The sequence below is a fragment of the Tissierella carlieri genome (genome assembly GCF_018917285.1).
Taxonomy (GTDB): Bacteria; Bacillota; Clostridia; order Tissierellales; family Tissierellaceae; genus Tissierella; species Tissierella carlieri.
This window is the reverse complement of the sequence record NZ_JAHLOH010000056.1, coordinates 103042-122815: the sequence shown is the minus strand read 5'-3', so window position 1 is coordinate 122815 and position 19774 is coordinate 103042. Positions and strand designations below refer to the sequence as shown.

The window sequence follows — 19774 nt, the reverse complement described above, 5'->3', positions numbered from 1 at the left end:
GTGTATTTTTGGATATAAATCAAAAAGGTGAAATCCTTATCTATCAAACTGAAAAAGGTGAAACTAAAATAGATGTTTATTTGGAAGATGACACCATATGGCTTAATCAGGCTAACATAGCTTTGCTTTATCAAACAACAACGCAAAATATAACGAAGCACATAAGGAATATTTACAAAGAAGGAGAATTAGATGAAAATCGAACTTGTAACTATTACTTACAAGTTCAAAATGAAGGTGGACGCGAGGTTGCAAGAAAGATAAAATTCTACAATCTTGATATGATCCTTGCCATAGGCTATCGTGTTCGCTCTAATGTTGGGGTACAGTTTCGAAACTGGACAAGTAAAGTCCTTAAAGAATATATGCAAAAAGGATTTGTAATGAATGATGAGCGATTAAAAAACCCTAAAAAATTTGGTGACGATTATTTTGATGAACTTTTAGAACGTATTCGTGATATTAGAGCTTCAGAAAAAAGGTTCTATCAAAAGATTAAGGATATTTATAGCTTGTCTGTTGATTATAATCCTGCTCTTGAAAGTACAAAAGATTTCTTTGCAACTGTTCAAAATAAATTACTTTATGCCGTCACAGGGCAAACGGCAGCAGAGCTTATTTCTGAAAGAGTAGACAGTTCTAAAGACAATATGGGACTTACTTCTTTTAAAGGTGCTGTAGTCCGTAAAGGGGATATAAATATATCTAAAAACTATTTATATGAGGATGAGATAACTGATCTTAACCGTATCGTTACTATGTTTCTTGATCATGCAGAAGATATGGCTAGAGATAAAACTCCTATGACGATGAATGATTGGGAGAATTCCCTTAATGAGTTTCTAAAGTTTAGACGAAGAGAAATCTTAGAAGGAAAAGGAAAGGTTTCCCGTGAGGAAATAGAACGAAAGGTATTAAAGGAATATGCAATTTATAACACTCGGAGACTAAAGACTCAACCAGAAGATGAAATAGTAGCTGAACTACCAACAATTGAAGAATAAATTTTAAGATGACCTTGATAAAAAAATCAGGGTTATTTTTTGTGTCTATTTTTAAAACTAGACTTCGTAAATTACCCTCTAAATGTGGAAACATATAGAGGGATATTTTTATTTAAAATAATTTTTAAATTAGACTTGAAAATCACGGTTTTAATGTGGAAACAGATAGAAGGATAATTTTTATTTTAAGATATTTTTCCAATCAGACTTAAAAAAACGAGTTCAAATGTGGAAACAAGTGAGGAGGTGAATTTTAAATGACAAAAAGATTTAATACCATTGATGGTGAAACATTAATGACCATGCCATTTAAACCAATAAATTTTATAATTCAAAATCTATTATCAGAAGGACTTCATATTCTGGCAGGAACACCAAAGGTAGGAAAGTCATGGCTTGCTCTATGGTTATCAGTAGCAGTAGCTAAAGGAGAGGAGGTTTGGGGAAACAAAGTAAAACGAGGAGATACTTTATATCTCTGTTTTGAGGATAGTCAAATAAGAATTCAAAATAGACTATTTGATATTACAGATGAAGCAACAGATAAGGTAAACTTCTGTACTGAAAATGCAATGCTAGGTGGAGAGTTAGAAGAAAGGATAGTAAATTTTATAAAAGAACATCCAGACACAGTTTTAATTATTATTGATACTCTACAGATGATAAGAAATACAACTAAAGATAATAATTATGCCAATGATTATAGTGACTTAACTATTCTAAAAAAAGTTAGCAGATGAATATGGAATAGCTATTTTACTAATTCATCACTTAAGAAAGGAATATGATAAAGATCCCTTCAATCGAATTTCTGGTACTACAGGAATACAAGGTGCTGTGGATAGTAGTTTTATATTAGTAGAGGAAACAAGAGGAATTAAAGTGGCAACTTTATCTTGTGTAGGTAGAGATATTGATTATAGAGAATTTAAATTAGAAAGAGATGAAGATAATATTTGGCAAGTAGTAACAGATAGTTTTGTAAATAAAGATGTACTACTAGATGATATTGTTATCCTTCTTTCTGATTTTATGGAAGATAAAGAATATCATAAATCTACACCTACAGAATTAGCAGAAAAATTATCTGAAAATAGGGACGATAAAATGAGTACCCCTTAAGTCTCCAAACTAATGTCCCTGTTGACCCTGAAAGTGTAGCCACAGTTTCCCTTGTGTTGCATTTGAATAGGGATAATAAGGTAATTGATCGAAGAAAAGAAGTAAAGGAAAATTTGGGGCAATGTAGGGGAATGTTGAAACCTTGATAGTAACTGATGTTAGAGACATTAATAATAAGAATATTAATTTTAAAAGGTCAATATCTAGGTGAACCCCCCTATTGATTTTGGTGCAGGATAAAGGAAGGTGGTCAAAAGATTCCACCTTCCAGCCACATCCCCCGGCAGTGCCGTGGGTTTAAAGATTAAAAACAGGTGGTCAGATTTACACTTTTGTGTCAGCTTAGGTGGTCGTAAATAATATAAAGCCCTCTAAATAGGCATTTCTAGGTGTCACATATAGGAGGTCAAAAGAAATTTCAAGAAAATCACATATAGAATAAAGACAAGACTGGAGGTTTTCAATGAAAGAAAAACTAAAACAATTTTGGCATAAATTTAAGTTAATTATAAGAGATATAAAAGGGGAAGGTGATATTGAAACAGTAGCAAATATCCTATTTACTCCAGTTGGATATAAATTCTTAAAAAATAATATAGAAAAATATAGCCTACAAATAGGAATGTTAAATCAGCTATTTAAAGAAGAACTAATTTCAGAAAGAGAACATTTATCTATAAAGAATAATTTGAAAAGGAAATATGAAATAAAGGAATAAAGATATTTTATTTTTCTGTGCTTGTTCTATAAATTCTATAGGACAAGCATAGGTTATAAATCTTTACAAACATTGATAATTAGCTTGACTATAGAAAGGCTTCTATCTATAATCCTTGTAATCCTCAATAGGAATATCAAAGAAATAGAAAATTGTATAAAAGAAAGGCTGGTGAGAAAATGAGTAAAGTACAAATAATTGAAGCACAGAAAGAAAAAATTGATAGATCAACAGGTAATATTATTAATAAAATGCGTGTAGCAGCCTACTGTAGGGTAAGTACTGATTCTGATGAGCAGATTAATAGCTATAATGCACAGGTTACAAATTATAAAAACCTTATCAAGTAGAATAAAGAGTGGACATTTGTAGATATTTATGCTGATTCAGGGATCTCAGGTACACAGTCTGATAATCGTGATGAATTTCAAAGGATGATATCAGATGCAAGAAGTGGGCTAATAGATATTATCATTACAAAAAGTATATCCAGATTTGCTCGCAATACCATGGACACTTTGAAATATGTAAGAATGCTAAAAGAAGATAATGTGGCAATTATCTTTGAGAAAGAGAATATCAATACCTTAACCATGAATGGGGAAGTGCTTCTTACAATCTTAAGTTCTCTAGCACAACAAGAAAGTGAATCTCTTTCTGCCAATACAAAGATGGGTCTAAGAATGAAGATGAAACGAGGGGAAATAGTAGGAAATCAGAGATGTTTGGGTTATGATTATGATAAAGAAACTAAAATGATTTATATTAATGAAGAAGAAGCCAAAACGGTTCGTTATATATTTGACCGCTATACTAGTGGTACAGGATGCTTTGTAATTGCTCAGGAACTTACTGCAATGGGTGCAATGACAAAGAAAGGTAATACTCAGAGGGTAGACACTTCCGTTAGGGGGATTATTACTAACGAAAAATATAAAGGGGATCTTCTTATGGGAAAGACCTTTACAGTAGATCCAATAAGTAAAAGAAGGCTAGATAATTTCGGAGAAGAGGAAAAATATTATATTAAAAATCACCATGAACCCATTATATGAAGAGAACAATTTGATAAAGCACAGGAGATACTAGCTAACAGAAGTAAGAACTTTAACCAAGGGCGAATGAAGAAATATAGTCTAAAATATGCCTTTAGTAGTATGATGAAATGTGCTTATTGTGGAGGAAATATTACTAGAAGAAGATGGCATAGTGGATCAAATAAACAAAAAGATGTCTGGTTCTGTGTTACTGCCATTAGAAAATCAAAGAAAAGCTGTCCTGAATGTAAAGCAGTAGAGGAAAAGATAATAGAAAATGCATTTGTTAAAGCCTTTAATATCCTCTGTACTGATAATAAAACTGTAGTAGAGGAATTTTTAGAAAATGTAGAGCAGGGATTAAAGACGAAAGATAATAGAAAACTTATTAATAAAAAGGACTCTGAAATTAGAAATACAGAAATGAAAATTAACAAACTACTAGATTTGCACCTAGAAGATAAAGTTGATAAAATTACTTATGAAGAAAAATATAGTAAGTTAAGAGAAGAACTAAAGATATTAAGAAGAGAAAGATTGGAGCTAGATGCAATTCAAGATGAAGAAAATAATATTAAAGATAGGCTCACATCCTTTAGAAAATTATTTGAAAGCAAAGAACCACTAACAGAATTTGATGGAGATGTATTTAAAACTGTAGTAGAGGAAGTTATTATAGGTGGGTATAAAAAAGATGGAACAATAGATCCTTATATGTTAACTTTCATATTTAAAACAGGATTAACCAGTAAAATAGATGGACATAAACAAGTTGATAAACCCCAGGAAAATACGGCTTTACAAAAATGCACCTATCAAGAAGACAACCCTCGTTGAGAGTATAATTCTGATGACATCTTGTACTGATGGGCCAAAAAGGAGGGTTTGATACAATATGTAGCAGATGAAGGGCAATTTTGGGGCGGAAAAGCAGTGGAAAAATACTGTTTTTTGCCCCTTGTTTTTGGTGAGATTTAGAGATGACACATGGTATTTTGAGTCATAATAACCTGAAAATCATAAATTGTAACATGGTGAAAACTAAGGTATACGAAATCATAGATTTATTTTAAAGCATTAAAATATTATAAAGATTCAGTATCAATTTATGTGATAAAATAGAAACTATAAAATCTTAATAATTATGTCTAAGTTTATTCAAGTCTTTTATCTGGCAAATTATATAACAGAAGTTTTACTTCACTCATATGATCTTTACTAATGATATAATTCAATGTTAAACCTTTATAAATTTTTCTTCAAGGAATTTTTATTACAATGGATAGATTGATAAAACAATATGAAAAGAGGTGGTATTCTTTATGCTAATTATATATTTATCTATGCTTGATACAGAAGAAAATAAAGATATATTCATGAAACTTCATGATGAGTATAGCACAATAATGTATAAAAAAGCATATGCCATATTAAAAGATTGTTCCTTAGCAGAAGATGTAGTACAGGAAAGCTTTATACGCATTTTGAAAAATTTCGAAAAAGTTATAAAGAAAAAGTGTCCACAAACCCGAAAATATTTCGTTAATATAGTTAGGAGCATTTCTATTGATGTATATAGGAAAAGGAAAAAACAGCAAACCCTTTCCTTTGATGAACTTGAAGGAACGATGATTGAAGAATTTGCAAATACAGAAGACATATTAGAAGGAAAAGAGTTTGAAAGCTATCTTCTTCAATTACCCAAATCTTACTATATCATCTTGTCCCTAAAATATGACGATGAGTATACATATAAGGAAATATCCAGTATATTGGACATAACTGAAGAAAATGTAAAGAAAAGACTTATGCGTGCCAGAAATAAATTAAGAGAAATATTAGTTGAGCAGGAGGTTAAAATTTAATGCAAAATAAAGTATTAACAGATGAGGCTTTAGATAGATTGTTAAATGAGTATATGCCAAAAGCTAATATATTGTTAGATCAATTGGAGGAAGAGAGAGAGAAAGATATAATTCCACATGTTTTTTCAGAGAGCTATAAAAGAAAGATGAAAAAAATAATAAAAGAATACAATAAAACTCCAGTACAAAGAAAACCTATTAGTTTGCGTAAATTTGCGGCAGCTATATTAGTTTTATTTATTTTAACAAATGGCATATTACTTGTCACGGCACAGGCATACAGAGAAAGATTTTTTGAAATAATAAATACTGTTTATAAAAAGTTTACATCTATTGTAATAGAAGTAGAAAAACCATCTAATGAAGGATTGAGTTTTACTCAACCATCATATATTCCAGATGGTTTTGAGATTATAAGTGATATACAAACTGATATAACAAGAAAAATTGATTATATGGATAATGATAAAATAATAGTGTTTAAACAAAGTATCATAACAAGTGGAGAAACAAAAATTGATACAGAAGACACATCAACTAAAGAAATAGAAATAAATAAATACATAATAAAATATTCTTTTAATAAAGATATTTATAATGCATATTGGAATGATAATGAATTTAAATATATCATCAATGCTGAAGCATCTTTTGAAGAATTTGTAAAGATTATTGAAGGGATTATAAAAAGTAAAAATTAAATTTAGAAATAGTGTCCACAAAAGCCTCTTAAATTTCGTTATATATAGTAAGAGAAGAAATACTAATATAACATTTAGGAGGCTTTTAATCATGAAGAAAAAGTTTATTACCCTTTTGTTAGTAATGATACTAGTAAGTTCCTTTTCTATGTCTGTTTTAGCAAATATAACTGAACTAAATGATGAAGTTGTAATATCTCCAATGTTTACCTATATTTCTATGGCAGAAGCAGAGATATTTATTAATTCCAGTGGAAAAGCAACAGTAGAAACTTACTTAACTGGAAACAGCAAAGTAACAAGTACTAAGGCAACAATTAAATTACAACAGTATAGAGGCGGGAGTTGGACAACAATTAAAACATGGGATGAAAGTAGCAATTCGAGGATACTAAATTTCAGCAGCACATATTATGTTTCGAGTGGTTATGAATATAGGGTACAATCAATTGTGACAGCATATAGCGGTACGCAATCAGAGAGTACTACCTTAACAAGTAGTTCACAAGGTTACTAGACTTAGATGATATTATTGTAAAATGAAAAAATAAAAATTTATATATGAATCGTTATAGATTTTACCCAAACTATAAAAAGGGTGTTTTATGCATTAATTATATGATTTTAGAGTAACAAATTAATGGAAAGACAAAATGTAAAATAACTATTGATAATTCTCAGTCCTTTCTAGTATTAACTATTGCTCCAAATATGATAATTAAGAATCAGTATATAGTTGAACATGATTTAATTGAGTAGATTAGTATTCAAATAGTAGTTTGACTTTAAAGTTAAATAACAAAGTAGATTTAAATAAATCCAAGGAGGTGCATTATTATTGCAAGTAAGAATTAAAAGATTTAATACCTACTCTTTTCTAATCCTAACTCATACAATTCTGTCTGTTAGTTGTCAGCTGGTTTCAGGATATAAAGGTATATTACTGAAATCCCTTCCAGAAAGTAGTGGGAAATTAACTGAAGAACTTTTGCCTATATGGAACAAGGTAATGCTTATGGATAATATAAACAATCACATTGTTTTAATATTAAGTATTACAGGACTTACTTGTTTACTTTGTTTCATGTACATTTTAGGAACTAAAGATGATTCCAATATAAAACACTCTTTATTATTAACTGCTTTTTATCTAGTATTGAACATTGTACTTGGGACTATCGCACATATAACAGATCTTACTCTTTATGGAAATACACTTTTATGGTTTAGGAAGAGCATAGGATATATAGTTCTAATTATTGTAATTGGTATAATCAGGCAGACTTATTTTAAATTAAAAGAAAGGGGTATTGCAAATGAGTAAAATGTTTAAAGTAACTAAAGTAGGTGTAGTCTTATTAATTATTATGATGATTTTCAGTTTAGGAAATACAACTTCTTATGCTAATAATGGTGGAGAAAATACTGAGGTCAGCATTTTCTTCAAGAACTTTATTAATGAAGCCTTTAGTGATATCAATAAACTTAGAGTAAAGAATCATGATGGAGAAGATGTTACTGATTATTTTTTAAATAAAACAATTACATTGTTTGAAAAAGAAGATTACAAGGCAATTCGTGAAATAATAATTAATGAAGAATTAGTTCCATCTATAAGAAAAATTACTGATATTGAAAATAATATTGATTTAATGAGAGCTTCTAGGACTCAAACTTTCTCCGACTATGAGTATAAAAACGAAGCAGCTAGGAATGGGTTCGGTAGACTAGAATGGACGACATTACTTACTGGAACAGTTACTTATGACCCTAATACTGGGCAGATTCTCTCTGCGCCTAATCCTAGCATACATTTACACTATACTGGTGGTGGATGGGATTTGCCAGGTGAAATGTCAAATGTTTCTACCTCTAGAAGAATCTACAGTAGCTATGTTAATTTTAGTGGAAGATATAAAATGACTGTAGATATAGAAATTATTGATGTTAACGGAGTTACGTGGTTAACTGTATTAGATTTTGGAACACATGTCCATTCTTTTGATGCATATCCGGATTTTTAAATTAAAGAAAGGGGTAGACAAATGAGAAAGATAAGTAATATAAGTAAAATAAGTTTAGCTTTGCTAATTATCGCATTATTTATTTTTAGTATGGATAATACAATCTCTTATGCAAATAGCATTAAAGTAAATGACGAAGTCAGTTCTCTCTTTATAGATTTTATGAATGAAGCCTTTAGTAATATCAATAAACTTTATGTTACAAATCAAGATGGAGAAGATGTTACTGATTATTTTAAGAAAGAAGTAGAAATCTTATTAGATAGAAGAGATTACAAGGCAATCCAAAAATTAATAATTAGTGAAAATTTAGTTCCTTATATAGAGAGTACTATTGATACTAAAAATAATGATGGTTTGATGTGGGCTTCTAGAACACAGCTTTGTTCAGATATAATAATTCACAGTTACAATTTACAAGGAGAGATTCAAACTTGGGAAGTTCTTCTTACTGGAACAATGACCTATAATCCTAATACTGGAGAGATTTACACTGCAAGTAGTCCATCATTAAGTTTATATGATGATTCAGGGATACACTATAACCTAAGAGCTCGTATTTTGGATGTTCAAACTGATAAAATCATACTATCAAGCAGGGTACAATTTTATGCGACATACCGTATGGAGGCAAGAGTTAATGGATATGTTCCAGGTACGGATTTAGGTCCTTATCAAATTGTAGATTTTGGAATATACAGGCCACAATTTTATGCATACCCAGAATAGGGATGTAATGTAAGCGGTCAATAATCCCACGGATTTAAAAGTTTTAGAGATTATGAGATATATACTCTATAAAGCGTTTTTAATATTAACAAAGTAACTTTGTTAGAATTAAAAGCATACATGGATACTATGAAAGGATCTCGTCATGAAATACTAAAAGAACAATGGCGGGAAATAATTAAAAGGTATAATGAGAGTGAATTACCTGTTAGATAATGATGTGAAGAAAATCATATTTCAACAACTCAATACTATTACTGGCTAAGAGTCATACGTCAAGAATTTCTTATTCAAGTAGGAAGACTAGCTGTAGCAGGATAAATCCAGTTTGCAGAGATTAAGTCAAGTACAGAATGATTTAAATCTTATCATCAGGGAATTTGCGCTGTTTTTTGTTGATTATCAAGTTAAACTAGGAAATTTTCTTACATTTGGTAAAGTCTTCGTAAATCTTTATACTGGAGTTGTTGCAGAACAAGAAAAAGTATCATTTGAAAATTATGTCTCAAATGAAAATCTACTTGAATTCGTAAATAAAATGTTAGAATTAGAGTAAAAGAAAGAGTTAAAGGGTGGAATTGGTGTGATTTTCGGTTTGGAAAATGAATTTAAGGGAGTAGAGTTCAAGAATCTCAATGAAAATCTTTGCTACTTAAGTTTATATTTTTCTAACCAAGGAGCTGGAATGAGTTGCAAAATGCTAAATCAATCTGAAAAGAAGTCATTAAAAATTGTTGATTTATATTTTGGAAATAGGGATGGTATAGATACTATTGTAACGGGTCATCACAAGGTTAGAAAACTTGATAATCCAAAGTTATGGGATGACCAAGAATGAATTGATGGTGTTTTTGAAAAGCTTGTGAAATATGAGTCTGAACTCTTAGACATGTAAAAAACGAGCAATACTATCAAATATCCTTAAAACCATATTGTCAAGTAAGATACAAAATAACTAATTTCAAAAGAAATAGATGAGAATGATGTTGTTGGAAGAATTATATTATAAGAAAGAGGTGGTGATGTGTATGGAAGTGTTCTTTAGATAAGGTATTAAAATGTTGAAAAGATTATATAAAAACTATTTTGAAAGGAGTAAAAAGATGAAAAAAACCATGAAAAAGATTATTACGGCGATTATTTTTGTCACAACGATAATTTTTGGTGCCTCCTCCGCCTATGCGAACTTGAGCGCAGTTAATGAGGCTAGGTCCATTCAGCTTCAAGCTGACTCTTTGGTTGCGGCAGTTGATGAAAACTCTTTGATGTTGGATGCTATGGAGAATGTCATTGACTATTCCGTTCCTCTTTCAGTTAGAGAGAGTATTGTTGTCAGCGCAGATTTCAGCCCAATGGTTGGTGTTGCACAAGATGCAATCGAGCTCGAAGTGAACTCAACAGTTCAAAAAGTTGGAGAAATTGTTCGTAAAAACGGCGATATAGCAAATATGTATGTGGCTGTCGTTGCCGCTTCAGAAGTAAAAGTAGATGATCAATACAAAGGGCAGCATGGAATTAAGGCATGGGCCTATGTTTATTGGATTGATAACCTGGGCACAAAAAACGAGTTATATGCTGCTGCAGCTGACTGGGACCCGAAAGACAAGGTCGTCAATAATCGCCAAGTGAGATATGGTACGACAGACGTTGCTTGGTTGTTATGGCTTGATGGTCCTACAATTAAGTATCCAACGGAAAATTATGCTTACTATGAAGATTCAAGTTATTCTGGCTTGACACTTAGATGTCAGACGAAGATTGATGTTGTAAATGTTGGTACTGTTACATGTAATGTTGGCAGTAGAGTTGTCACCAGATGAGAAATATAATGAGGAAACATCATATGGATTATTTGGCGCGAAGATTATTGCTCGCTTTTCTTACATCAGTTTGCCAGTATACTTTATTCGGACCCATATTTATCATATATATGGTTTTCATTCCCTGGCCGCCCATAGCGTGGGTTCTGATTGTGCCGTATATCGTAATCCCTATACTCAGCGCTTTCGGTTGTTGCTTTTTAATGCACCGAGGCAATTTTCATTTTGATTCACGAAATATGATTTCTAAAGCTTCTGCTTACAGATTGGCTATTCGGCTTCTGTCTGTGTTTTGTTTTCTTTTGATTGGGTACATTGTAAGCAAAGAACAGTTTGTGCCAATCTTTGTTTCTGATTTGTTAAATAATTTTGGAGAGCATGCCGGCACATTTGAATCACTCCTAACTAACCCCTTCTTCTATCTTCTAGTTGCCATATTCCCGATCGTATTCGCGCTCGTTGAATATCTATTTGTCGCAGAAAATAGTGATTATAATGCAGATAGCTAAAACAGCAACACTTCGAAGTGAGAGGGGTCTGGAAATAAAGTCAAGAAGGATGAGCAGCAAAAGACGGCATAGGCGTCTGAACCGGCCCCTAAAAGATGGGGGGCGATTTTAATTGGCAAAATATAGTTTTGAAGATAAGATGGAAGTAGTAAAAGCGTATATAAATGGAGAAGGCGGATACGGATATCTTGCTAATAAATTTAATATACCATTAACTAGTATTGAAAATTGTGTTATTAGCTATAGAAAGTTTGGAAGCCATGGGTAATGCTTGTAACCAAATATTCCAAAACGAGAGGGATAAGACTGTAGGTCTTGTCCCTTTATTACTTTACAAGCATGGAAGGTATTAGAACGATACATTAAAGAGAATTATCGGAAGAAATCGAATTCAAAAGTCCATCATGGTAAAATTCAAATAAGTGATATTATGTAGATATTCCATAGAATAGCAGTAACAAAATATAATTATACTGAATAAAATTTTTAAGTTAAGCATAATTATTTGAAGGTTTTATTGGGTGCAATTTATCTCACAGGTAAATATTACACAACTATTAATTTTGTTCCATATTAGGATAATAGCTTTCATTATAATTTTATGAAATGATCGCTGAAAAGATAGGATACTTCCGAAGGCCTTTTCGAAATATACCCTGCCACCAAGTGAGTAATATCAACCTACGACATCATTATTGTCCTCCCAAGGCATGCTGAAGTCGTAACACTACTTGTGAAGGAGTAGAACGACTGAAGAAGCATATGTAAGTCTCATGTCAGGAATGTCCCAAAATACGAGGTGAGCGAAGTGTGATTGGGAACATTCTACCATGTAGAGTATGATTCTGATGACGTATTGTGGTGAGTAGGGTTTGACCACAACATATAGTGGTGTTTAAGGGCAAGAGTTGGTCGAAAATCGGTGAAAAAACACCGTTTTTTACCCTTTAATAGTAGGCTAAAATATGGATGGCATTTATGTTATTGATCATCTTATTTAGATTTAATATCATATAGTTTGTGCATGCACATAATTTCTCTTTTTAAATTATCAACTAGCTCCGAAGGTTCAATTACTTTTGCATTTGTTCCAAGCTTTAAAAGGATTTTTGTATAAAAAGGAATTTCACTCAAATCAATTGTTTTTTCAAGCGTATAGTAATTATCATTAATGCACTTTAAATCATTTTGTAAAAAATAGATGTCAGTACATTCTAAATAAGCAACCTTATTTAACTGGACATATAAATTTACAGGATTGTTAATTGGATAGTTATAGAACCATTCCTTTAAAGACATAAGGTTTTCATACGTATCCATGCTATTTTTAAAGTCTATTATTCTATCTACACGATATAATCTGTATTCCATTAATTCTATATCAAGAGCAGGAGAATACCATTTGCCATCATATGCATAAACGCCTATTGGAACAATTCTCTTATCTGTTTTTGATTTGGAGGAATTATATTGAATCAGTACTATGTTCTTATTTATAGCAGCAGTTATTATTTCTTTTAAAAAAGGTGTATTACGTTCAAATCGATATTCATTAATGTGTAGGGAATCATCCAATTCCTTAAACTCCTTCAAAGTATCTTTAGGTAAAAGTGAATATATTTTTTCTTTAACTGAGGTAATACTTAAACTAAAAGGTAAATTGTTATAATTGCCAAGATAATTAAAAGAGAAAAGAATTGCAAAGATCTCATCTTTTGAAAATAATATAGGAGGGTATACTTGATTATCTAGTACTTTATAACCTCCATTTTTACCTTGTTTCGAGTATATAGGTATTCCCATATCTGAAAGATCTGTTATATATCTGTGAGCTGTTCTTATGGATACATTGAACTCATTTGCAACTTCTCTTGCTGTAAATTCCTTTTTTGAATTAACAAACCAAATTAAATCGAATAATATTGTAGCTTTATTCATATTTCCTCCTTAAAGTGACAATTATTGTCATGTTTATATTATACACTTATTGTATTAAAAGTTGAAGGGTGATGTTATGAAAGATGCAATTATAGTAAAAGGAGCAAGGGAAAAAAATCTAAAAAATATTGATGTATGTATTCCAAAGAAAGAAATCACAGTAGTAGTTGGTCCATCTGGCTCAGGTAAATCTGCTTTAGTATTTGATACTATTGCAGCAGAATCACAAAGGCAGATGAATGAAAGTTACTCCAGCTTTATTAGAACAAGATTAGGAAAATTCCCACAACCAAAATGTGACGAGATTAAAAGATTATCACCATCAATTGTTATGAATCAAAAAAAGATCGGAGATAATAATAGGTCTACAGTAGGAACGGTAACTGATATATATTCAAAACTTAGGTTATTATTTTCTAGATTTGGAAAGCCTTTTGTGGGATATTCGGATAGTTTTTCTTTTAATAATCCAAAAGGTATGTGTGAAGCTTGTGAGGGAATTGGTAAGATAAGAGATATTGATATAGAAAAGATTATAGATAAAAATAGATCATTAAATGAGGGGGCAATATTATTTCCCACATTTCAAGTAGGAGGATTTAGATGGAGTAGGTATATAGAATCTGGCTTATTTGGTAATGATAAGAAAATTAGTGATTATAATAAAGAGGAACTTTATTTGTTATTATATGCAGATGAAATAAAGTTGGAAAATCCAAGTGATAAATATCCAAAATCAGCAATTTATGATGGGGTAATACCAAGAATAAAAAAAGCTTTTTTTAAGAAGGATAGCAGGGAAGTTAGAATCCATAAACATGAGATAGATAAATATGCAAAAAAAATTATCTGTCCAAAATGTAATGGGAGCAGATTAAAGGAAGATATTTTAAAATGTAAAATAAATAATAAAAACATTTATGATTATTGTAGAATGAGTATAGAGAATTTAATAATGGAGCTAGAGAGTATAAATATAAGAAACACAAAAGAATTGGTAGATTCAATTTTAAAAGATTTATATAATTTTAGACTAGTTGGGCTTGATTATTTAAGTCTAAATAGAAATACTGGAAATCTTTCAGGAGGAGAGTCTCAAAGAATAAAAATTATAAAACAGCTTGGAAATAGTCTTATAGATTTATTATATATATTAGACGAGCCTAGTGTAGGACTGCATCCAGAGGATATATTAAGGATAAATAGATTACTAATAGATTTAAAGAAGAAAGGAAATACAATACTAATTGTTGAACATGATATTGATGTAATAGAGATTGCTGATAATATTATAGAATTAGGGGCAGAATCAGGTAAAAGAGGAGGAGGATTAATTTTTTCAGGCAGATATGAAGATTTTATAGCTTCAAAAACATTGACATCTGAGGAATTTAAAAAGAAGAATAAATTAAACAATGAAATAAAACCTTTTAAAGAATGGTTAGAAGTTAATAAAGCAAAGGCAAACAATTTAAAGAACATAGATGTAAAAATACCTAAAAATGCAATTACTGTAGTAACTGGAGTTGCAGGATCAGGAAAGTCATCACTTATGAGTATTGAATTTAAGGTAAAGTATCCTGAAGGTATTTTTATTGATCAAAAAAAGATATATACAAGCGTTAGATCAACAGTTTCAAGTTATATAGGAGTATTTGATAATATCAGAAATATCTTTGCCGAAACAAATAATGTATCTCCATCTTATTTTAGTTTTAATTCTAAAGGAGCTTGTCCAGAATGTGGAGGCAAAGGTTATATAAAACTAGACTTAGCATTTATGGATGATATAGTTAGTGAATGTGAAGCATGTAATGGGAAAAGGTACAATGTAAAGGCACTTAAATATAAGGTAAATGGCTTGGATATAAGTCAAGTATTGGATTTATCAATTGAAGATGCTTTGCACTATTTTGAAGACTTTAATAATATTAGTATAATATTACAGACGCTGATAGATGTGGGGATTGGGTATTTAACCTTAGGACAGAGTCTAGATACATTATCTGGAGGAGAACTTCAGAGATTAAAGTTATCTATCAATCTAAATTCTAATGGAAATATTTATGTTTTTGATGAGCCGACAACAGGACTACACGCTAAGGATGTTTATAGACTGATAAAGATATTTAAAAAGTTATCCAAAAATAACACAATAATAATTATTGAACATAATTTAGAGATAATGAGTATAGCTGATTGGATTATAGATTTAGGACCATATGCTGGAGAAAAAGGTGGATATTTATTATATCAAGGAGGGATTGAAGGAATATTGGAATCCCAAAAATCAATTACGGGAAGACATTTAAAGAAATATTTAGAGAAATAATCGTTTTTGAAGATAAAGGATATAGAGTGAATTAAATTACTTGTTAATCTATCTTTGCCTGGGGTAGTGAAAGTATTACAGGTAGAATTTATGAATTACAATTCCTAGCTATAGATTATTCTCTTATGGAAAAATCATAGCATGCAGAATAAACCTAATAATAAAAGATTAGAATATTTTTTGTATTCGTAATGAACACCACGAATACCAGTATAAGATTTTGGAGTCATAGAACCATTATAAACTTGGCAATCAGGTTGTGGCGGAATAGATGGATCAAGTCCATCTAAAGATAAAGTTTAGAAGAACGAATGTATTTTTTAGCATAAAGACCATAATAGCGAATCATCCTAAATTGGTCATAAGGAATATGTATAATGAGACGCTTAATAAACTGAAAGATTTGTAAGACTAAATTAGACTGCAAAGTAAAAAGGGGTCTAATTTAGTTTTACAATTAACTATATTATATTTTTTATATTATTTTTAAGATTTTGTTGACATTACTAGAATAGTATGATACCATGATATAAATTTACCAAGAGGAGGATTATTATGAATATTAAAATAAATATATCTGTTTCAAAATTGAATAATCTACTCTTATTAGCTAACTTAAGATAGCGATTGTATATATAGATACGTTACATACTACTATAGGTGCAATCGCCAAAACAGGCATTTTGCATCTATGGTGGCTAATTATTTGTATCGAAATAAATGGAGTCCCATAGATAAACTATGGGACTTTTGTAATATCCTAGGTAAAAAGGTCTCATAGTATAAACTGTGGGGCTTTTTTATTTATAAATATCAACATTTGCAAAATTCAGACAAAATATTTAGGAGGAATAAAAATGAAAAAATCCAGAGAGCAATGGGGGACAAAAGCAGGGTTTCTACTTGCAGCTATTGGTTCTGCTGTAGGGCTAGGTAATATATGGAGATTTCCTTATGTGGCTTATTCAAATGGAGGTGGAGCTTTCTTAATTCCATATTTTTTTGCCATATTCACAGCAGGAATACCTTTATTAATTCTTGAATATGGAATGGGTCATAAATTTAGAGGTTCAACACCACTTGCAATATCAAGGGCAAATAAAAAATGGGAATGGCTTGGTTGGTGGCCTATAATTAGCGCAGTCATAATTTTATCCTATTATTCAATGATTTTGAGCTTGGCTATAAAGTATTTAACATTAAGCTTTAAAAAAGTATGGGGAAATGACACCAACAGTTATTTTTATAATGAAGTATTAAATTTATCATCATCACCCTTCGATTTTGGAGGTATAGTTGTTCCAATATTAATAGGAATAACTTTGGTTTGGTTAATTAACTGTTTTATATGTTATAAAGGAATAAAAGCTGGAATTGAAAAATTAAGTAAAATACTATTACCAGCTCTATTAATAATAATGATAATTATAGTAATAAAAGGGGTAACTTTAGAAGGTGCTTCTTTAGGCTTAAACACACTGTTTACACCTGATTGGCAAAAAGTTAAAGATCCTAAAGTTTGGATTGCAGCATATGGACAAGTATTTTTTTCATTAAGTATAGCTACAGGAATTATGATGACTTATTCCAGTTACCTTCCTGAAAAAATAGATATAAATAATAGTGCATTTATGACTGCTTTTGCCAATTGTGGCTTTGAATTTTTATCTGCAATAGGGGTTTTTGCAATACTTGGATTTATGGCAACAAATCAAGGAGTATCTGTTGATAAAGTTGCATCTGATGGTATAGGACTTGCATTTATAGCATTTCCTAAAGTATTTTCAGTAATGGGCAGCTGGGGAAACATACTATCTGTATTATTTTTTACTTGCTTAATATTTGCGGGATTAACATCAGCAGTATCCTTAGTTGAAGCGATTTCTTCAGCCATAATAGATAAAACAGGATGGGAACGTAAAAAAGTAGTAACAGGAATTTTGCTAGTTGGATTTGTTATAAGTATCTCCTTTGCAACTAGAGCGGGATTATACTTATTAGATATTATGGATAACTTTATTAATAACTATGGAATAGTTGTAGTTGGATTACTGGAAACTATCTTAGTAGGATGGATTGTAAAACCTAAGACAATTCGTGACCATACAAATTCAGTATCTTATTATAGAATAGGAAAATGGTGGGATGTATTTATTAAATGTATAAATCCAATTGTTTTAACTTTCATCTTAGTACAAAGTCTTATTACAGAAATGCATACACCTTATGGTGGATATGATTTGCAAGCATTGTTTGTTTATGGATGGGGAATTATTTTAATAGGAATTACCGGAGCGGTCTTAATAAGTAAACAACCTTGGAGAGATAATATTAATTTAAAAAATGAATAAAGGTGTGGTGATAAAAATGACGTTAAGTGCAACGATATTCTTTGGTATAGGTGCAACAGTACTTTGGGGAGGATTATTGACTACTATAATAATCTCAATGAAAAAAGATAGCTATTCAGATTAATATCACAGAAAAAATTGATTTTCTAAATAATGAAATAAGGAAAATTAGATGTTTAGAAGATGAGAATGGTAATAAGAATTCCCTTATAGTCATAGGAAATAAAGGACAGCTTAAGATAGTTCCTTTATATGAAGATTCAAAAGTTATAAAAGCGGAATTGAATGATTTAAAAGGAATTTTGTTTGATGTTCAATATAAGAATTCATGCAATAGCTGAAATTACACCTTTTTTGACCAGTACAAACAATACAATCAAGCATGGTGCAGAATTTGCTATAAGTATGCTGAGTAAGAAATTTGATAGTTCATATATAGTGAACAGCGTCCACTGCATTAAAGGTTTTGCACTTTTTAATGATTACTCCGACTATGGAAGCTATAATGAATTATGGATGATTAAGAATGATAAGCTATCAAAGCTTTATTCTTTTACAGAGTCGCAAACATATATTGATACGACTGAAGCAATTAAAGTTTCCCCAGGTAATGATAAAATAGCAGTACAAACATCTACCAGGAGAATCAACTCACTCAATATTATTGATTTAAACAATGAATAAGCCAGTCCTGAAATCATGAAATTATCCATAGAAAAAGTAGTGATGGCTAACGAAAATTACAGTAATACCTATCCAGATGGACAATATAGCTGGTGTGGCAACCTAAAATGGATTGACAATAATACAGTAGAGTTTGAGGCAGGCCTTGCTTATAATTATATGGGAATAATTGAACACGTAATTGTAAAATATAATGTTTTAGATAATTCTTTAGAATGTATAAGCCAGTAGATATATGATTACTAGAAGGAATTATATATATGTTCTGCAACTACATTTGCATTTAATAAGTACACTGCAAAAATGATGAAATAGGGAGCCGAGGAAATCTTACATATGATTGTTGGGCTGCCGCGAATAAATAAGAAGTTTCAACTTTTAAGAGCAAATAGATATGATATTGATTGAGAATGATAATAATACTACTATAGTTTATACTTCTAAAGAATTCCAACCTATGTCAGAAACATTTTATGATAAGTATGCTTTTGTAGGACCATTAGTGAGGGATTTGAAGGCATTTATGGAGAGGGGATATAAGGTAGATAAGGCAAAGTTAATGGACATGTTGAAGTTATAATCCTGTTGCAAAAAAATTGTCCTAGTATAATTAAGTCTTGCTTTTTGTAATAAACATTTGCTTTTATTAAAAAGATTGAATGAGTGATTGAAAAAAGTGAAAATGATGATTGATTAAAAGCAAAACTTTACTATAATTTTAATAAAGTCTTGCTTTTTTTATTTGGGAGTAAATGGGAAAAATAAGTGGAAAAAAGCAAATTACTATTATATAATGGAACGAAGGAATGAGGGGTGTGGGGTGAGAAAAAGTAAGAGTCTATTTCAAAAATACAAAATTAAGAAAAGTGGATATAACAGGATAAAACCCCATTAGATAATTTTAAAATCAGGGAGTATAGTTTTTAGATAATAAATTATA

General features: G+C 30.6%; 24 protein-coding genes and 1 pseudogene. 23 read left to right on the top strand and 2 right to left on the bottom strand.

From position 1 onward, the window contains the following. Positions 1-8: 8 nt before the first annotated feature. The 17 genes from KQI38_RS20860 to KQI38_RS20785 all read left to right on the top strand — a co-directional run bounded on the left by KQI38_RS20860 (position 9) and on the right by KQI38_RS20785 (position 11797). Entirely contained in the window at positions 9-1004 is a 996-nt protein-coding gene (locus KQI38_RS20860) for a virulence RhuM family protein (RefSeq protein ID WP_216562940.1), read from the top strand. 257 nt (positions 1005-1261) lie between these two features. Next, the gene (locus KQI38_RS20855; protein WP_216562939.1) at positions 1262-1744 is read left to right on the top strand and encodes an AAA family ATPase; all 483 of its coding nucleotides are present in this window, start codon (positions 1262-1264) and stop codon (positions 1742-1744) included. Positions 1745-1841: 97 nt separating this feature from the next. Then, positions 1842-2126, top strand: a complete 285-nt coding sequence (locus KQI38_RS20850; RefSeq protein ID WP_216562938.1) for a hypothetical protein — start codon at positions 1842-1844, stop codon at positions 2124-2126. A 463-nt stretch (positions 2127-2589) separates the two neighbouring features. Then, positions 2590-2844 (top strand): hypothetical protein, encoded by a 255-nt coding sequence (locus tag KQI38_RS20845; protein WP_216562936.1) that lies wholly within the window; start codon positions 2590-2592, stop codon positions 2842-2844. A gap of 152 nt (positions 2845-2996) precedes the next feature. Further along, positions 2997-3194: a hypothetical protein gene (locus KQI38_RS22105; RefSeq protein ID WP_246565957.1), complete on the top strand. Its 198-nt coding sequence runs from the start codon at positions 2997-2999 to the stop codon at positions 3192-3194. Positions 3195-3218: 24 nt separating this feature from the next. After that, a complete protein-coding gene (locus KQI38_RS22695) occupies positions 3219-3899 on the top strand; it encodes a recombinase family protein (protein WP_338114500.1) in 681 nt (226 codons plus the stop codon). Between the two features lie 66 nt (positions 3900-3965). Next, the gene (locus KQI38_RS20835) at positions 3966-4718 is read left to right on the top strand and encodes a recombinase zinc ribbon domain-containing protein (RefSeq protein ID WP_216562934.1); all 753 of its coding nucleotides are present in this window, start codon (positions 3966-3968) and stop codon (positions 4716-4718) included. 485 nt (positions 4719-5203) lie between these two features. Further along, a complete protein-coding gene (locus KQI38_RS20830; RefSeq protein WP_216562932.1) occupies positions 5204-5746 on the top strand; it encodes an RNA polymerase sigma factor in 543 nt (180 codons plus the stop codon). Continuing rightward, entirely contained in the window at positions 5746-6447 is a 702-nt protein-coding gene (locus KQI38_RS20825; protein WP_216562930.1) for a DUF4367 domain-containing protein, read from the top strand. Before KQI38_RS20830 ends, KQI38_RS20825 begins: the two co-directional genes overlap by 1 nt. Positions 6448-6538: 91 nt before the next feature. After that, the gene (locus KQI38_RS20820; protein ID WP_216562928.1) at positions 6539-6964 is read left to right on the top strand and encodes a hypothetical protein; all 426 of its coding nucleotides are present in this window, start codon (positions 6539-6541) and stop codon (positions 6962-6964) included. Positions 6965-7285: 321 nt separating this feature from the next. Then, on the top strand, positions 7286-7771 hold the full coding sequence (locus tag KQI38_RS20815) for a hypothetical protein (RefSeq protein WP_216562926.1): 486 nt from the start codon (positions 7286-7288) through the stop codon (positions 7769-7771). Next, on the top strand, positions 7764-8471 hold the full coding sequence (locus KQI38_RS20810) for a hypothetical protein (RefSeq protein ID WP_216562924.1): 708 nt from the start codon (positions 7764-7766) through the stop codon (positions 8469-8471). Before KQI38_RS20815 ends, KQI38_RS20810 begins: the two co-directional genes overlap by 8 nt. Positions 8472-8492: 21 nt before the next feature. Then, a complete protein-coding gene (locus KQI38_RS20805) occupies positions 8493-9200 on the top strand; it encodes a hypothetical protein (RefSeq protein ID WP_216562922.1) in 708 nt (235 codons plus the stop codon). A gap of 328 nt (positions 9201-9528) precedes the next feature. Continuing rightward, positions 9529-9756, top strand: a complete 228-nt coding sequence (locus KQI38_RS20800) for a hypothetical protein (protein WP_216562919.1) — start codon at positions 9529-9531, stop codon at positions 9754-9756. Between the two features lie 27 nt (positions 9757-9783). Further along, positions 9784-10038, top strand: coding sequence for a hypothetical protein (locus KQI38_RS20795; RefSeq protein WP_216562918.1), 255 nt, complete (start codon positions 9784-9786; stop codon positions 10036-10038). Positions 10039-10303: 265 nt separating this feature from the next. Continuing rightward, positions 10304-11020, top strand: coding sequence for a hypothetical protein (locus KQI38_RS20790; protein WP_216562916.1), 717 nt, complete (start codon positions 10304-10306; stop codon positions 11018-11020). Between the two features lie 621 nt (positions 11021-11641). Then, positions 11642-11797: a transposase gene (locus KQI38_RS20785; RefSeq protein ID WP_216562914.1), complete on the top strand. Its 156-nt coding sequence runs from the start codon at positions 11642-11644 to the stop codon at positions 11795-11797. Positions 11798-12522: 725 nt separating this feature from the next. Here the strand turns inward: KQI38_RS20785 and KQI38_RS20780 are convergent. Beyond that, complete coding sequence (locus KQI38_RS20780; protein ID WP_216562912.1) at positions 12523-13467, bottom strand: helix-turn-helix transcriptional regulator; 945 nt, start codon at positions 13465-13467, stop codon at positions 12523-12525. A 76-nt stretch (positions 13468-13543) separates the two neighbouring features. On the opposite strand from KQI38_RS20780, the gene KQI38_RS20775 reads away from it, so the two are divergent. Continuing rightward, positions 13544-15799, top strand: coding sequence for an ATP-binding cassette domain-containing protein (locus KQI38_RS20775; protein WP_216562910.1), 2256 nt, complete (start codon positions 13544-13546; stop codon positions 15797-15799). A 292-nt stretch (positions 15800-16091) separates the two neighbouring features. Here the strand turns inward: KQI38_RS20775 and KQI38_RS22910 are convergent. Continuing rightward, positions 16092-16208, bottom strand: a pseudogene (locus KQI38_RS22910) (transposase); the annotation flags it as partial. A 448-nt stretch (positions 16209-16656) separates the two neighbouring features. Here KQI38_RS22910 and KQI38_RS20765 point away from each other — a divergent pair. From KQI38_RS20765 to KQI38_RS20745, 5 genes are all read left to right on the top strand, one after another. Beyond that, entirely contained in the window at positions 16657-18150 is a 1494-nt protein-coding gene (locus KQI38_RS20765) for a sodium-dependent transporter (RefSeq protein ID WP_216562906.1), read from the top strand. Between the two features lie 16 nt (positions 18151-18166). Then, positions 18167-18274 carry a MetS family NSS transporter small subunit gene (locus KQI38_RS20760; protein WP_246565966.1) on the top strand — a complete coding sequence of 36 codons (108 nt, stop codon included), beginning with the start codon at positions 18167-18169 and terminating at the stop codon, positions 18272-18274. Between the two features lie 185 nt (positions 18275-18459). Beyond that, complete coding sequence (locus tag KQI38_RS20755; RefSeq protein WP_216562902.1) at positions 18460-18834, top strand: hypothetical protein; 375 nt, start codon at positions 18460-18462, stop codon at positions 18832-18834. Positions 18835-18876: 42 nt separating this feature from the next. Further along, entirely contained in the window at positions 18877-19065 is a 189-nt protein-coding gene (locus KQI38_RS20750; protein ID WP_216562900.1) for a hypothetical protein, read from the top strand. Between the two features lie 163 nt (positions 19066-19228). Then, positions 19229-19414, top strand: coding sequence for a hypothetical protein (locus tag KQI38_RS20745; RefSeq protein ID WP_216562898.1), 186 nt, complete (start codon positions 19229-19231; stop codon positions 19412-19414). The last annotated feature ends 360 nt before the right edge of the window (positions 19415-19774 follow it).

What these genes read in the sequence shown, in the direction of transcription:
- KQI38_RS20855 (WP_216562939.1), top strand. Translation starts at nt 1,262, where the DNA reads ATGACAAAAAGATTTAATACCATTGATGGTGAAACATTAATGACCATG.
- KQI38_RS20845 (WP_216562936.1), top strand. Translation starts at nt 2,590, where the DNA reads ATGAAAGAAAAACTAAAACAATTTTGGCATAAATTTAAGTTAATTATA.
- KQI38_RS20835 (WP_216562934.1), top strand. Translation starts at nt 3,966, where the DNA reads ATGAAGAAATATAGTCTAAAATATGCCTTTAGTAGTATGATGAAATGT.
- KQI38_RS20830 (WP_216562932.1), top strand. Translation starts at nt 5,204, where the DNA reads ATGCTAATTATATATTTATCTATGCTTGATACAGAAGAAAATAAAGAT.
- KQI38_RS20825 (WP_216562930.1), top strand. Translation starts at nt 5,746, where the DNA reads ATGCAAAATAAAGTATTAACAGATGAGGCTTTAGATAGATTGTTAAAT.
- KQI38_RS20820 (WP_216562928.1), top strand. Translation starts at nt 6,539, where the DNA reads ATGAAGAAAAAGTTTATTACCCTTTTGTTAGTAATGATACTAGTAAGT.
- KQI38_RS20810 (WP_216562924.1), top strand. Translation starts at nt 7,764, where the DNA reads ATGAGTAAAATGTTTAAAGTAACTAAAGTAGGTGTAGTCTTATTAATT.
- KQI38_RS20805 (WP_216562922.1), top strand. Translation starts at nt 8,493, where the DNA reads ATGAGAAAGATAAGTAATATAAGTAAAATAAGTTTAGCTTTGCTAATT.
- KQI38_RS20790 (WP_216562916.1), top strand. Translation starts at nt 10,304, where the DNA reads ATGAAAAAAACCATGAAAAAGATTATTACGGCGATTATTTTTGTCACA.
- KQI38_RS20780 (WP_216562912.1), bottom strand. Translation starts at nt 13,467, where the DNA reads ATGAATAAAGCTACAATATTATTCGATTTAATTTGGTTTGTTAATTCA.
- KQI38_RS20775 (WP_216562910.1), top strand. Translation starts at nt 13,544, where the DNA reads ATGAAAGATGCAATTATAGTAAAAGGAGCAAGGGAAAAAAATCTAAAA.
- KQI38_RS20765 (WP_216562906.1), top strand. Translation starts at nt 16,657, where the DNA reads ATGAAAAAATCCAGAGAGCAATGGGGGACAAAAGCAGGGTTTCTACTT.
- KQI38_RS20760 (WP_246565966.1), top strand. Translation starts at nt 18,167, where the DNA reads ATGACGTTAAGTGCAACGATATTCTTTGGTATAGGTGCAACAGTACTT.
- KQI38_RS20755 (WP_216562902.1), top strand. Translation starts at nt 18,460, where the DNA reads ATGTTCAATATAAGAATTCATGCAATAGCTGAAATTACACCTTTTTTG.
- KQI38_RS20750 (WP_216562900.1), top strand. Translation starts at nt 18,877, where the DNA reads ATGGCTAACGAAAATTACAGTAATACCTATCCAGATGGACAATATAGC.
- KQI38_RS20745 (WP_216562898.1), top strand. Translation starts at nt 19,229, where the DNA reads ATGATATTGATTGAGAATGATAATAATACTACTATAGTTTATACTTCT.